The organism is Phreatobacter sp., assembly GCF_052440005.1.
Taxonomy (GTDB): Bacteria; Pseudomonadota; Alphaproteobacteria; order Rhizobiales; family Phreatobacteraceae; genus Phreatobacter.
Map to the genome: position 1 here is coordinate 1 of NZ_JBQVQL010000111.1, position 12,979 is coordinate 12,979.

Here is a 12,979-nt window from a genome sequence, read left to right on the forward strand (position 1 = left end):
CGCCCAGGGCCTGCCGACGCGCGACGTCGCCTTCGGACCGGACCCGCGCCAGCGGCTCGACATCTACGTGCCGCGCGGCGGTGCTTCGCGGCGGCCCGTCGTCTTCTTCATCTACGGCGGCTCCTGGTCGAGCGGGGCGAAGGGCACCTACGGCTTCGTCGGCGACGCCTTCGTCGGCCGCGGCTACGTGACGGTCATCGCCGACTATCGCCTCGTCCCCGAGGTGCGCTTTCCGACCTTCATCGAGGACGGCGCGCGGGCGCTTGCCTTCGTGCGCGAGACCATCGCCCGCTACGGCGGCGATCCCGGGCGCCTCTTCCTCGCCGGCCATTCGGCGGGGGCCTACAACGCCATGATGCTGGCGCTCGATCCGCGCTATCTCGCCCGCGCCGGCGTTCCGCGCCAGGCGGTGAGGGCGGCGGCCGGCCTCTCCGGCCCCTACGACTTCCTGCCGCTGGAGGGCCGCGTGACCCAGGCGGCCTTCGGCAATGCCCGCAATCCCGCCGAGACGCAGCCGATCACCTTCGCCCGCCGCGGTGCCCCGCGCATTTTCCTCGGCACGGGCACGGCCGACACCACCGTGCTGCCGCGCAACACCGATGCTCTCGCCGCCCGGCTCGGTGCCGCCGGCGTGCCGGTGACGGTGCGCAAATACGATGGAGTGGGGCATGCCGGCACGGTGCTGGCGCTGGCGCCGCTGCTGCGCTTCACGCCAGTGCTCGACGACGTGACGGCCTTCTTCGGGGCGTGAGGCGATACGAAAAAGGGCGGCCCGAAAGCCGCCCTTTCCGATTCTGATAGCCGTCAGGCCGCCGGATCACTCCGCGGCATCGCCCTCTTCGGCGGCGGCTTCCTTCTGCTTCTTCTCGAGGTCCTCGCCGGTCGCCTGGTCGACGACCTTCATGGACAGGCGGGTCTTGCCGCGATCGTCGAAGCCGAGCAGCTTCACCTTCACCTTGTCGCCTTCCTTGACCACGTCGGTGACCTTGCCGACGCGGTTGTTGGCGAGCTGCGAGATGTGGACGAGGCCGTCGCGCGAACCGAAGAAGTTCACGAAGGCGCCGAAGTCGACGACCTTCACCACGGTGCCCTCGTAGATCATGCCGAGCTCGGGCTCCTGCGTGATCGACTTGATCCAGTTCACCGCGGCGCGGATCTGCTCGCCGTTGGCGGAGGCCACCTTGACGGTGCCGTCGTCCTCGATGTTCACCTTGGCGCCGGTCTTCTCGACGATCTCGCGGATGACCTTGCCGCCGGTGCCGATCACTTCACGGATCTTGTCGGTGGGGATCTTGAAGCTCTCGATGCGCGGGGCATGCTCGCCGAGCTCGGCGCGGGCCGAGGTGAGCGCCTTGGCCATCTCGCCGAGGATGTGCTCGCGACCGCCCTTGGCCTGGCCGAGGGCGACCTTCATGATCTCCTCGGTGATGCCGGCGATCTTGATGTCCATCTGCAGCGAGGTGATGCCCTCGGCGGTGCCGGCGACCTTGAAGTCCATGTCGCCGAGATGGTCCTCGTCGCCGAGGATGTCGGAGAGCACCGCATAGCGCTCGCCCTCGAGGATCAGGCCCATGGCGATGCCCGCCACCGGACGCTTGATCGGCACGCCCGCATCCATCAGCGCCAGCGAGGCGCCGCAGACGGTGGCCATGGAGGAGGAGCCGTTCGACTCGGTGATCTCCGAGACGACGCGGATCGTGTAGGGGAACTCGTGCTTCTCGGGCAGCATCGGATGGACGGCGCGCCAGGCGAGCTTGCCGTGGCCGATCTCGCGACGGCCGGCGCGGCCCATGCGGCCGGCTTCACCCACCGAGAAGGGGGGGAAGTTGTAGTGAAGGAGGAAGTTCTCCTTGTAGGTGCCGGTCAGCGAGTCGATGAACTGCTCGTCCTCGGCGGTGCCGAGCGTGGTGACGACCATCGCCTGGGTCTCGCCGCGGGTGAACAGCGCCGAGCCGTGGGTGCGCGGCAGGATGCCGACCTCGGAGACGATCGGGCGCACCGTGACGAGGTCACGGCCGTCGATGCGGCTGCCGGTGTCGAGGATGTTCCAGCGGACGACCTTGGCCTCGAGCTCCTTGAAGACGCCGGCGGCGACCTGCTTGTCGTGCTTGCCCTCGCCCTCGCCGGTGAAGGCCTCGAGGGCCTTCTTCTTCACTTCGCCGACGGCGGTGTAGCGGGCGGTCTTCTCGCGGATGGCGTAGGCGGCGCGCAGGTCCTTCTCGACCAGGGCCAGCATTTCCTTCTCGAGCGCCGAGTGATCCGGCGGCGTGAAGTCGCGCGGCTCCTTGGCGGCCTTGTCGGCCAGCGCAATGATGGCGTTGATGATCGGCTGGAAGTACTTGTGGCCGAACATGACGGCGCCGAGCATGACCTCCTCGGAGAGCTCCTGGGCCTCCGACTCGACCATCAGCACGGCGTCGGCGGTGCCGGCGACGACGAGGTCGAGCTTCGACTCCTTCATGTCGTCGACATAGGGGTTCAGCACGTATTCGCCGTCGATGTAGCCGACGCGGGCGGCGCCCACCGGGCCCATGAAGGGCACGCCGGACAGGGTCAGCGCGGCGGACGCGGCGACCATGGCGAGCACGTCGGGGTCGTTCTCCATGTCATGGGAGAGCGTGGTGATGATGACCTGCGTCTCGTTCTTGTAGCCCTCGACAAAGAGGGGGCGGATCGGGCGGTCGATGAGGCGGGAGATCAGCGTCTCGCGCTCGGTCGGCTGGCCCTCGCGCTTGAAGTAGCCGCCGGGGATGCGGCCCGCGGCGAAGTACTTCTCCTGGTAGTTGACGGTCAGCGGGAAGAAGTCGATGCCGGCCTTCGGCTCGTAGTTGGAGACGACGGTGGCGAGCACGGTGGTGTCGCCGTAGGTGGCGAGCACGGCGCCGTGGGCCTGGCGGGCGACCTTGCCGGTCTCGAGCACGAGCTTGCGACCACCCCAGGTGATCTCCTCGCGATGGGTTTCGAACATCTTGTTTCCTTTCTCGGACGGATCGGACGGCAGACGGCCATGCGCAAGACGGCGAGAGGCTCGATCTCAGGATCTAGTGATCCCGAGCCCCTTGCGATCCTGCCATGGCGGTCGACTGGTCCAGTGGATTTGCCTTGTTGGCGCGCAGGTCGCGCGGTTCGCGACCTGCCGGGATAGACGGGCGTTTCGGTGACCTCACGCCCGGAATGCGGCTCGGCCCCGCGCGGTGTCCGCCGGGGCCGGTCCGTTGGGGTCAGCGGCGGATGCCGAGGCGCTCGATGAGCGTCTTGTAGCGCGCCTCGTCCTTGCCCTTGACGTAGTCGAGGAGCGAACGGCGGGCGGAGACCATCTTCAGCAGGCCACGGCGGGAATGGTTGTCCTTGGCGTGGGTCTTGAAGTGCTCGGTCAGGTTGGTGATGCGCTCGGTCAGAATGGCCACCTGCACCTCGGGCGAACCGGTGTCGCCGGCCTTGGTGGCATACTGCTGGATGAGCTCGGTCTTGCGGGCGTCGGAAATCGACATCGGGCGTTCCTTCTGTGGGATGGAAGTGAGGCGGCCGGCGCCGGGATGTCGTCCAGCGCGGTCGGATGGCCGTGGAGCGCCAAGAGCGCAGGCACGGTCCGGCTTCCCCGAGGGAGGCCGAAGGCGCGGCTTATACACGAAAATGGCAGCAAGGGAAGCAGGCGGCGACGTTCCCGTTTCATTCCCCGCCCGGCTGCGGCATGATCGGACGATGTCCGGATTCGCCGCAAGCTCCCTCGTCCCGCCGGTCGACGGCCGCCAGTCGCAGCGGGCGCTCGCCATCGCGCGGGGCACGACGCGGCTTCTCGCGGCGCTGGATTTCGCCGTCGTGCCCGAACTGGCGCTGCCGTCCGGGCGGCGGGCCGACCTCACGGCGCTGTCGCGCAGCGGCACGCTGTGGATCGTCGAGATCAAGTCCTCGGTCGATGATTTCCGCACGGACCGCAAGTGGGGCGACTATCGGGCCCATGCCGACCGGGTGCTCTTCGCGGTGGCGCCGGACTTTCCCGTGGACATGCTGCCCGCGGACGCCGGGCTCATCCTCGCGGACTCCCATGGAGCCGAACTGGTGCGCGAAGGGGATGCCGCCGCGCTGCCGGCGCCAACGCGCAAGGTGATGATGCTGCGCTTCGCCCGCGCCGCGGCCGGCCGCATGACCCTCCTCTGCGACCCGCAGGCGCGGGGGCTGACGGATCTCTAGAGTCAGCGCGGGGCGAGCTGGACCTGGCGCCGCCGCCTGCGCGCCATTCTTCGTCTGGCAATGCCCTGTCCGCGTCATGCCCGGCCTTGCGCCGGGCATCCACGAATTCTCACGGGGCGGTGGTCAAGTCATGGATGCCCGGGATGAACCCGGGCATGACGGGTGAGGGAACCGGGCGGCCGGCAGGAATCCCGCGACACCCGTTCGGCCGAATATCGGCGGTGCCGTTCGACCTCAGCCCCTCAGCGCGGCGCGCGTTTGGCGAGGATGCGCTGCAGGGTGCGGCGGTGCATGCCGAGGCGGCGGGCGGTCTCGGAGACATTGCGGCTGCACAGCTCGTAGATGCGCTGGATGTGCTCCCAGCGGACCCGGTCGGCCGACATCGGGTTCTCCGGCAGGTCGGCGGTCTTGCCGGCGACCGCCAGGAGCGCGGCGAAGACCTCGTCCGCATCAGCGGGCTTGGCGAGATAGTCGACCGCGCCGAGCTTCACCGCGGTCACCGCGGTGGCGATGTTGCCGTAGCCGGTGAGGATGACGCCGCGGGCGTCGGGGCGCGCCTCGTTCAGAGCGGAGATGACGTCGAGGCCGTTGCCGTCGCCGAGGCGCATGTCCACCACCGCGAAGGCGGGCGGACGGGCGGCGACCGCCGCGAGGCCGTCGGCGACGCTCTCCGCGGCCGTGACCTGGAAGCCCCGGGCCTCCATGGCGCGGCAAAGGCGCTGCAGGAAGGGCTTGTCGTCATCGACCACCAGCAAGGTCCGGTCCACGGGCAGGGCGGCCTGCGGCATCTGCGGTGCGGACTCGGTGGGAAGCATCGGGTCACTCCTGGAGGTGGCGAAACGGACGTTGTGCCGCAGATGTAGGGTCGCGGGGGCGTTCCCTCAAGTCATCGGCGCCGGTAACGGCCGCGACGAACCGCCGCCTCCCGCGGTGGCGAAGGCACTGCGCGGCCAGGTGACCTCGACCACGGCGCCGGTCTCGAGGCCCGGCCGGTTGCGGTAGAGGACGCGCGCACCGGAGCGCTGCAGCAGCGTCTTGGCGATGAAGACGCCGAGGCCGAGGCCCGTCTTCTCCTCGCCCGGCTCCTCGATCCGGTCGAGGCGCCTGCTCCGGCCACGGCCCTTGCCGCGGCGGGTCAGGTACGGCTCGCCGACGCGTTCGAGGATATCGGGCGCGAGGCCCGGACCGTCGTCGATGATGGTGACCGTCACCACCTCGGAGTCCCAGCGGGCCGCGATGACGACCGAGGACCGGGCGAAGTCGACGGCGTTCTCGACGATGTTGCCGAGGCCGTAGAGAAGCCCGGGATTGCGGGCGATGAGCGGCTCGCCCTCGCGCTTGTCCGGCAGGTCGACGGTGATGGCGATGCCGAAGAAGCGGTGGGGCTGCGCCACCTCCTCGATCAACTGGGCGAGCGACATGGTGTCGAAGGGCGCGTCGCCGCTCGACAGGCTCTTCAGCTTGGCCAGGATGTCGCGACAGCGCTGCACCTGCTCGCGCAGCAGCGTCATGTCCTCGCCGATCGGGCCGTCCTTGGGCAGCACGCCGGCGAGTTCCTTGGTGACGAGGGCGATGGTGGCCAGCGGTGTGCCGAGCTCGTGGGCGGCGGCGGCGGCGAGGCCGTCGAGCTGGGAGAGGTGCTGCTCGCGGGCGAGCACGAGTTCCGTCGCGGTCAGGGCCTCGGTGAGCTGGCGCTGTTCCTCCGCCACCTGCCAGACGTAGAGGCCGATGAACGAGAGGCAGATCAGCAGGGCCACGTAGACGCCGATGAGATAGAGCGGCGGCAGCCTCAGGTCGTTCGTCCACTCCCAGGGCAGCGGCATGTGGAGGTAGCCGACGAAGGTGGCGCAGACGACGGTGAGGAGGCCGAGCAGCAGCGTCGTGCGCGGTGGCTGCGAGGTGGCGGAGATCAGCACCGGGCCGAGGAAGAGGAAGGAGAAGGGGTTCTCCAGGCCGCCGGTGAGATAGAGCAGGATCGCCAGCTGGATGATGTCCCACGCGAGCGAAAAGCCCGCCTCCAGCGGCGAGAGACGGTGGTTCGCGGGATAGCGCAGCCGCAGGGTGATGTTGATCCAGGCCGAGGCGGCGACCGCGAGCAGGCAGAGGTCGAGCGGCAGCTCGGCGTTGAGCCCCCAGTAGACCGCGACGATCGCGGCCGTCTGGCCGACCACGGCGAACCAGCGCAGGCGGATCAGCGTCTCGAGCCGGAGGCTGCGCAGCGCCGGTGCCGCGTCGAAGAGGGAAGGGGTGAGTGTATTCGCCATGGGGCGAAACTAGGCGGTCCCGCGGCCAAAGGCCATGGAGCGGAACCGCCGTGACCAGCGGCGGCGTGCCGCGCCCCCCTTTCCGGAACAGGGCGGGGCCTCGCCTGTTAGGCTGGCGCATGGCCGCCCGCATCGCCCGCCTCCTCGTCCTGCCGCTGGTCCTCGGCCTGCTCTTCGCGGCGGCGCTGATCGCCTCGGGACAGATCGTCCTGCCGCCGCGCTTCAATCCCTTCGCGCCCTTCGACCTCACCGAAGAGCCGGGGTTCCTGACGCGCTTGAAGTTCGGCCGCGCGCGCGGCGACGGCGACCTCTGCCGCGCGGCGCTCGCCCGTGGCGGGATCGTCTTCGAACCGGTTCCGGACCGCACCACCGGCGAGGGCTGCGGCTTCACCGATGCCGGCCGCACGCCGCTCGCCGGGGCGACGCGCCTGTCCTCGCCCGTCATCCTGACCTGCCGGGCGGCGCTCTCCCTCGCCATGCTCGACCGCCACGCCGTCGGGCCCGCGGCGCGCGCCCATCTCGGCGCCCCGGTGACGCGCGTCGAGCATCTCGGCACCTATGCCTGCCGCAACATCAACCACGCCGCCTCAGGGCGTCGCAGCCGCCACGCCACGGCGGATGCCATCGACATCAGCGGGTTCGTGCTCGCCGACGGCCGCCGCCTGACGCTGACCGCCGACTGGTCGTCTGCGGAGGCCGGCCGGGCCGCCTTCCTGCGCGCTGTGCGCGATGCCGCCTGTCGCTGGTTCGACGTTACCCTGTCGCCGGACTACAACCCGCTGCACTACGACCATTTCCACCTGGACGTCGGCGGCGGGCGCGCCTGCCGCTAGCCGGTCTGCGCGAGGTCGGCCACCACCGCGTTCAGGACGGGAAAGCCCTCGGGCGTCACCTTCAGCCGGCCGCCCGGCAGGCGCCGGACGAAACCCTCTCCCTCCAGGAAGGCGATGCGTTCCGGGTCGAGAGGCCGGCCCGACAACGCCTCGTAGCGGGCGAGGTCGATGCCCTCTGCGAGGCGCAGGCCCATGACGAGGAACTCGTCGGCGTTCTCGATCTGGACGAGGTGCTCTTCCGAGACGATGCCCGAGCCCTGCTCCTCCACCCGCTTCAGCCAGGTCTCCGGATGCTTCTCGGTGGCGGTGGCGATGCGGCCGTTGCCGAGGGTGAGGCGGCCATGGGCGCCCGGGCCGGCGCCGACGAAATCGCCCGAACGCCAGTAGATGAGGTTGTGCCGGCATTCGGCGCCGGGGCGGGCGTGATTCGAGATCTCATAGGCCGGCAGCCCCGCTTCCGTGCAGACCGCCTGCGTCAGGTCGTAGAGCACGCGGCCCATGTCATCGTCCGGCATGGCGAGCTTGCCGGCCCGGTGCAGCGCCTCGAACATGGTGCCGGGCTCGATGGTCAGCTGGTAGAGCGAGAGGTGTTCGGCGGCTTCCGCAATGGCGCGGCGGAGCTCGGCCTCCCAGCCGGCCGTGGTCTGGCCGGGGCGGGCATAGATGAGATCGAACGAGTAGCGGTCGAAATGGCGGCGGGCGACGTCGACGGCGCGCAGGGCCTCATCGGCCGAATGGGTGCGCCCGAGGCTTCTGAGATCGGCATCGTCGAGGGCCTGGACGCCGAGCGAGACGCGGTTGACGCCGGCGGCGCGAAAGCCGCGGAATCGCTCTGCCTCGACGCTGGTGGGGTTTGCCTCCAGCGTCACCTCGCAGTCGGCGGTAACCGTCCAGAGCTTTGCGATCGTCTCGAGGATGGCGCCCACCGTCGCCGGCTCCATGAGCGAGGGCGTGCCGCCGCCGAGGAAGATCGAGGAGACCGTGCGACCGGGGGTGCGCCGCGCTGCGGTCGCCAGTTCACGTCCGAAGGCGGAGACATAGCGCGCCTGGTCGGGCGCGACGTGGCGCACGTGGCTGTTGAAGTCGCAATAGGGGCACTTGGAGGCGCAGAAGGGCCAGTGGACATAGATCCCGAAACCGGGATCGTCCGGGCCCCCGGTGCCGGGCGGGGCGGTGGTCATCGGCTCTGGGTCTCGACGCCGGGCGGAGGGTCCGGCGGCTCATGCCGTGAGGTAGCGGTCGCGGGGCCGGATGGCTAGGGGGAGCTACCCGCCGGCTCGCGCTCAGTCCCCGGCCGGCTCCAGCGCCAGCCATTCGCGCACGCGTGTGTCGGGGTCGTCGGCATGGGCGATGTCGGAGACCACGGCGATGGAGTCGGCGCCCGCCGCATAGACGGCCGGAGCGCGCTCCAGCGTGATGCCGCCAATCGCGACCAGCGGAATGGCGCCGATCTTCTTCTTCCAGACGCCGAGCCTGTCGAGGCCCTGGGGGTCGAAGCGCGTGGTCTTGCTGGTCGTCGGGTAGATGGGGCCGAGCGCGATATAGTCCGGCCGGTGGGTGAGGGCGGTTTCGAGCTCGGCCTCGTCGTGAGTCGAGATGCCGAGGGTCAGGCCAGCGGCGCGGATCGCGCCGACGTCGGCCGTCGCAAGGTCTTCCTGGCCGAGATGGAGATGGCGGGCGCCGCCGGCGATGGCGGCGCGCCAGTAGTCGTTGATGACGAGGCGCACCGGCGAACCCTCGACGGATTCCACGGCCTCGCGCACCAGGGCCGCCGCCTGGGCCTCGCCGAGGTCCTTCACCCGGAGCTGGATGGTGCCGACGCCGAGGGCGACGAGGTCCATCAGGGTGCGGATGCTGTCGACGACGGGATAGAAGCGGTCAGGATAGCGCGTCATGGCTCGTGCTCCTCAAGGGATGGTGCGGCCTCGCAGGCCCCGGGGGCGGGCGGAGAGTGCCTGCCGACCCGGCGTCGTCAAGGCGGCCGCCCGGCTCACCCGATCCGGCGGCGTTCCTCTTCCATCATCCGCTCGGCCCGCTCCATCATCTCGCCGGACTTGAGCCCGGGAGGGAGCGGCGGCAGGCAGGAGACGGTGATGGTGCCGGGTCGCTTGGCCGGCCGGCCGATGCCCCAGAAGCGACCGGAATTGACGACGACGGGAAGGACGGGAACGTCGAGCCGGCCGTAGAGGAGCTCGACGCCGCGCTTGAAGTCGATCGGCGCGTCGGGATCCTTGCGGGTGCCCTCGGGGAAGAGCAGCACCGGCCGTCCCTCCGCCAGCGCCGCCTTGGCGCCTTCCACCATGCGGCGCAGGGCCTGGGTGCCGGACTCCCGGTCGATGGTGATCATCGGCGAATGGCGCAGGTACCAGCCGAAGACCGGAATCTTCAGCAGTTCCTCCTTGGCCACGATGGCGACGTCCGGAAAGAGGCGGATGAAGGCGATGGTCTCCCAGGTCGACTGGTGATTGCAGACGATGAGGCAGGGGCCGGCGGGGCGGTTGTCGCTGCCAATCTCGACGTGGTCGAGGCCGACGACGCGGCGCAGCAGGCCCATGACGCCTGCGACCCAGAGGCGCGAGACGCGGCGCCGGCGGCGGGCGTCGGACCAGAGCAGGGCAGGGATGATGGCGCCGAACAGGGCGGTCCAGCCGCCGAGAAGAACGTCGAATGTCCTGGAGCGGAGTGCGGTCATGGTCTCCGATCGCAGCATCTGTGGCCAAGGCTCCGCGAGCCGGCCCCTGGGCGAGCCATAGGCCGTGTCGTCGCCCCTGTCACCCGCGCAGACCATGACCCTTGATCATGTCGACCTCATGGCGCACGGACGCGATGCTGTTTGGCGCTTTCGCCCCCTCGGCCAAATCGGCTAAGACCCTGCCACCGTCGCGCCGGGTCGCGACACGAACGACGCGATCTGCCGGAGCCGCTCATGTCGCATACGCCCCTCGACGCCCAGGACATCGGTCGCGTCCTCAACGAGGCGCTGCCCTACATGCAGAAATACGACGACGAGATCGTCGTGGTGAAATACGGCGGCCACGCCATGGGCGACGAGGGCGGCGCGCGCTCCTTCGCCCGCGACATCGTCATGCTCGAGCAGTCGGGCATCAATCCTGTGGTGGTCCACGGCGGCGGGCCGCAGATCGGCCAGATGCTGGCGAAGCTCGGCATCAAGAGCGAGTTCGTCGACGGCCTGCGCGTCACCGACAAGCAGACGGTGGAAATCGTCGAGATGATCCTCGCGGGCTCGATCAACAAGCAGATCGTCGGCTTCATCAACGCCGCGGGCGGCAAGGCCATCGGCCTGTGCGGCAAGGACGGCGACATGGTGAAGGCGTCCAAGGTCAGCCGCGTCACGCGCGATCCGGATTCCAACATCGAGAAGGTCGTCGATCTCGGCTTCGTCGGCGAGCCCGACAAGGTCGACACCAAGGTGCTGGACACGGTGCTGGGCAAGGACCTCGTTCCGGTCCTGGCCCCGGTGGCGACCTCGGTGGAGGGCGACACCTACAACGTCAACGCCGACACCTTCGCGGGCGCCATCGCCGGCGCGCTGAAGGCCAAGCGCCTCCTCCTGCTCACCGACGTGCCCGGGGTCCTCGACAAGAACAAGAACCTCATCAAGTCGCTGTCGGTGGAGGATTGCCGTCGCCTGATCGCCGATGGAACGGCGACCGGGGGCATGATCCCCAAGATCGAGACCTGCATCTACGCCATCGAACGGGGAGTCGAGGGCGTCGTCATCCTCGACGGCAAGACCCCGCACGCCGTTCTCGTGGAGCTCCTCACCGATGGCGGCGCCGGCACGCTCATCCATGCGTGAGGCGCTGGCGGGCCTCGCCACGGCGTTCTGCGCGGTGGTGTCGCTCGCCGGTCCGGCCGCGGCCGAGACGCGCCTGTGCAATCGCACGAGCGTGGTCACGGAGGCGGCCATCGGGGTCGTCGTGGCCGATACCGCGGCGACCCGGGGCTGGTTCAGGCTCGATCCCGGCCAGTGTCGGGCGATCCTCCAGTCGGCGGAGGCGCCCGGCCGCCTGTTCCTGCACACCCGCCCGCTCGGCGAGGCGCCGGGCGCGAGCCTCGGCCAGCCGGAACATCTGCAATTGTGCATCGGCGAGGGCGACTTCCTCGTCCCGGCCGCCCAGAGCTGCCGCCAGGCCAACACCCGCCTCGCCGGCTTCGTTGAGGTGAAGCCGACGGTCGCCGAGGGCATCGGCGTGCTCTTCCTCTCGGAAGAAGCCGACTACGATCTGCCGCAGGCCCGCAAGGCCGGCATCCAGCGCCTTCTCACCCGGATGGGCTACGACCCCGGGCCCATCGACGGGCTGGAAGGGCCGAAGACCGACGCGGCGCTGCGCGCCTTCCTCACCGACCTGAACCTGCCGGCGGACGCCGCCGTGCTGCCCGGCATCTTCGACCGGCTGCTGGCGGCTCTACGAGCCGGCGAGGGGCCGGGATTTGCCTGGTGCAACGAGACGGGCCACCGGATCATGGCGGCGCTCGGCACGGAGGATGGGCGGCAGGTCGCGACGCGGGGCTGGTTCCGTCTCGAGCCCGGCGCCTGCCTGAAGCCGCCGGTGGAGGGCCAGCCGGCGCGGGTCCTGTCCTTCGCCGAGGCGGTCGATGCGGAGGGCCGACCGGTTCTGCGTGGCGGGCGCCCCCTCGTCTTCGGCGGCGACATCCAGGCCTGCATCCGCACCAGCGAATTCGAGATCACCGGGACGGCCGACTGCGCCGCCCATGGCGGCACCCTCGCCGGGTTCGCCGCCGTCACCTTCGACGGACGCCGCCGCGCGTCCCTCCGTTTCCGGGAGCCCCGATGACCCGCGCCACCGCTATCCGCGAGGCCTTCTCCCACGTCGAGGCGTGGATCTTCGACCTCGACAACACGCTGTACCCCGCGCACCTGTCGCTGTGGGAGCAGATCGACGGGCGCATCAAGTCCTATGTCGCCAAGCTCCTCGACATCTCGACCGACGAGGCCTTCGTCCTGCAGAAGGACTATTACCGGCGCTACGGCACGTCCATGCGCGGGCTGATGATCGAGCACGGCATGAGCCCGGACGATTTCCTCAGCTATGTGCACGACATCGACCACTCGCCGCTGCAGGCCAATCCCGAGCTTGGCGCGGCCATCGCAGCCCTGCCGGGCCGAAAGTTCGTCTTCACCTCGGGCACCCATTCGCACGTCGCGGCGATCACGCGCCGGCTCGGCATCGAGAACCACTTCGACGGGGTGTTCGACATCGTCGACGCGGGTCTGCTGCCGAAGCCCCACCGCGAGACCTACGAGAAGTTTCTCGCCGACCACGGGGTCGACCCGGCCCGCGCGGCGATGTTCGAGGACCTCGCGCGCAACCTCGAAGCGCCGCACGCGCTCGGCATGAAGACCGTGCTGGTGGTGCCAGAGCGCACGCGGGAGGTGTTCCGCGAGGCGTGGGAGTTCGAGGGGCGCGAGGACGACCACGTCGATTTCGTCACCGACGACCTGACCGCCTTCCTGGTGATGCTGCGGCTGTGAACGGCGCCGCCTAGAAGCGCCCGCCGGTGTCGAAGCCATCGCCACCGCCGGACGACCCGCCTCCGGACGAGCCGCCACCGCTCCATGAGCCGCCGCCGGAGGACCCGCCTCCGCCGCCCCAGGAGCCGCCGGACGATCCACCGCCGCCCCACGAGCCGCCACCGCCCCAGGAG

The 12,979-nt window shown here is 69.9% G+C and carries 13 protein-coding genes; 6 read left to right on the forward strand and 7 right to left on the reverse strand.

The annotated features are described in order from the left end of the window. Positions 1–751, forward strand: a 751-nt coding sequence (locus ACT6XY_RS20085) for an alpha/beta hydrolase (protein ID WP_444750080.1), incomplete at its 5' end; no start/stop codon positions are given. Between the two features lie 66 nt (positions 752–817). Here ACT6XY_RS20085 and pnp read toward each other — a convergent pair. Continuing rightward, on the reverse strand, positions 818–2,968 hold the full coding sequence (pnp, locus tag ACT6XY_RS20090) for a polyribonucleotide nucleotidyltransferase (protein WP_444750081.1): 2,151 nt from the start codon (positions 2,966–2,968) through the stop codon (positions 818–820). A 253-nt stretch (positions 2,969–3,221) separates the two neighbouring features. After that, positions 3,222–3,491: a 30S ribosomal protein S15 gene (gene rpsO, locus ACT6XY_RS20095; RefSeq protein WP_444750082.1), complete on the reverse strand. Its 270-nt coding sequence runs from the start codon at positions 3,489–3,491 to the stop codon at positions 3,222–3,224. Positions 3,492–3,702: 211 nt separating this feature from the next. Here rpsO and ACT6XY_RS20100 point away from each other — a divergent pair, with 211 nt between their 5' ends. Continuing rightward, positions 3,703–4,191 (forward strand): MmcB family DNA repair protein, encoded by a 489-nt coding sequence (locus tag ACT6XY_RS20100; protein WP_444750083.1) that lies wholly within the window; start codon positions 3,703–3,705, stop codon positions 4,189–4,191. Between the two features lie 242 nt (positions 4,192–4,433). On the opposite strand, the gene ACT6XY_RS20105 is transcribed toward ACT6XY_RS20100, so the two are convergent. Together ACT6XY_RS20105 and ACT6XY_RS20110 are read right to left on the reverse strand one after the other, a co-directional pair. Then, positions 4,434–5,006: an ActR/PrrA/RegA family redox response regulator transcription factor gene (locus tag ACT6XY_RS20105; RefSeq protein WP_444750084.1), complete on the reverse strand. Its 573-nt coding sequence runs from the start codon at positions 5,004–5,006 to the stop codon at positions 4,434–4,436. 66 nt (positions 5,007–5,072) lie between these two features. After that, positions 5,073–6,455: an ActS/PrrB/RegB family redox-sensitive histidine kinase gene (locus ACT6XY_RS20110; RefSeq protein WP_444750085.1), complete on the reverse strand. Its 1,383-nt coding sequence runs from the start codon at positions 6,453–6,455 to the stop codon at positions 5,073–5,075. Positions 6,456–6,574: 119 nt separating this feature from the next. Between ACT6XY_RS20110 and ACT6XY_RS20115 the strand changes: the two genes are divergently transcribed. Beyond that, a complete protein-coding gene (locus ACT6XY_RS20115) occupies positions 6,575–7,288 on the forward strand; it encodes an extensin-like domain-containing protein (protein ID WP_444750086.1) in 714 nt (237 codons plus the stop codon). Here the strand turns inward: ACT6XY_RS20115 and hemW are convergent. The 3 genes from hemW to ACT6XY_RS20130 form a co-directional block, all read right to left on the reverse strand. Further along, entirely contained in the window at positions 7,285–8,469 is a 1,185-nt protein-coding gene (gene hemW / locus ACT6XY_RS20120) for a radical SAM family heme chaperone HemW (protein WP_444750087.1), read from the reverse strand. The genes ACT6XY_RS20115 and hemW overlap by 4 nt on opposite strands. 102 nt (positions 8,470–8,571) lie before the next feature. Then, positions 8,572–9,183 carry a thiamine phosphate synthase gene (thiE, locus tag ACT6XY_RS20125; protein WP_444750088.1) on the reverse strand — a complete coding sequence of 204 codons (612 nt, stop codon included), beginning with the start codon at positions 9,181–9,183 and terminating at the stop codon, positions 8,572–8,574. Positions 9,184–9,278: 95 nt separating this feature from the next. After that, positions 9,279–9,980: a lysophospholipid acyltransferase family protein gene (locus tag ACT6XY_RS20130; protein ID WP_444750089.1), complete on the reverse strand. Its 702-nt coding sequence runs from the start codon at positions 9,978–9,980 to the stop codon at positions 9,279–9,281. A gap of 234 nt (positions 9,981–10,214) precedes the next feature. Between ACT6XY_RS20130 and argB the strand changes: the two genes are divergently transcribed. From argB to ACT6XY_RS20145, 3 genes are read left to right on the forward strand one after another with little or no spacing between them, the layout of a single operon-like run. Then, positions 10,215–11,108: an acetylglutamate kinase gene (argB, locus tag ACT6XY_RS20135; protein ID WP_444750090.1), complete on the forward strand. Its 894-nt coding sequence runs from the start codon at positions 10,215–10,217 to the stop codon at positions 11,106–11,108. Continuing rightward, positions 11,077–12,108: a DUF1036 domain-containing protein gene (locus tag ACT6XY_RS20140; RefSeq protein WP_444750091.1), complete on the forward strand. Its 1,032-nt coding sequence runs from the start codon at positions 11,077–11,079 to the stop codon at positions 12,106–12,108. Before argB ends, ACT6XY_RS20140 begins: the two co-directional genes overlap by 32 nt. After that, entirely contained in the window at positions 12,105–12,806 is a 702-nt protein-coding gene (locus ACT6XY_RS20145) for a pyrimidine 5'-nucleotidase (protein ID WP_444750092.1), read from the forward strand. The genes ACT6XY_RS20140 and ACT6XY_RS20145 overlap by 4 nt, the downstream gene beginning before the upstream one ends. Positions 12,807–12,979 lie beyond the last annotated feature (173 nt).

Excerpts from the sequence above, each read along its gene's own strand:
- pnp (WP_444750081.1), bottom strand. The coding sequence starts at position 2,968 with ATGTTCGAAACCCATCGCGAGGAGATCACCTGGGGTGGTCGCAAGCTC.
- rpsO (WP_444750082.1), bottom strand. The coding sequence starts at position 3,491 with ATGTCGATTTCCGACGCCCGCAAGACCGAGCTCATCCAGCAGTATGCC.
- ACT6XY_RS20100 (WP_444750083.1), top strand. The coding sequence starts at position 3,703 with ATGTCCGGATTCGCCGCAAGCTCCCTCGTCCCGCCGGTCGACGGCCGC.
- ACT6XY_RS20105 (WP_444750084.1), bottom strand. The coding sequence starts at position 5,006 with ATGCTTCCCACCGAGTCCGCACCGCAGATGCCGCAGGCCGCCCTGCCC.
- ACT6XY_RS20110 (WP_444750085.1), bottom strand. The coding sequence starts at position 6,455 with ATGGCGAATACACTCACCCCTTCCCTCTTCGACGCGGCACCGGCGCTG.
- ACT6XY_RS20115 (WP_444750086.1), top strand. The coding sequence starts at position 6,575 with ATGGCCGCCCGCATCGCCCGCCTCCTCGTCCTGCCGCTGGTCCTCGGC.
- hemW (WP_444750087.1), bottom strand. The coding sequence starts at position 8,469 with ATGACCACCGCCCCGCCCGGCACCGGGGGCCCGGACGATCCCGGTTTC.
- thiE (WP_444750088.1), bottom strand. The coding sequence starts at position 9,183 with ATGACGCGCTATCCTGACCGCTTCTATCCCGTCGTCGACAGCATCCGC.
- ACT6XY_RS20130 (WP_444750089.1), bottom strand. The coding sequence starts at position 9,980 with ATGACCGCACTCCGCTCCAGGACATTCGACGTTCTTCTCGGCGGCTGG.
- argB (WP_444750090.1), top strand. The coding sequence starts at position 10,215 with ATGTCGCATACGCCCCTCGACGCCCAGGACATCGGTCGCGTCCTCAAC.
- ACT6XY_RS20140 (WP_444750091.1), top strand. The coding sequence starts at position 11,077 with ATGGCGGCGCCGGCACGCTCATCCATGCGTGAGGCGCTGGCGGGCCTC.
- ACT6XY_RS20145 (WP_444750092.1), top strand. The coding sequence starts at position 12,105 with ATGACCCGCGCCACCGCTATCCGCGAGGCCTTCTCCCACGTCGAGGCG.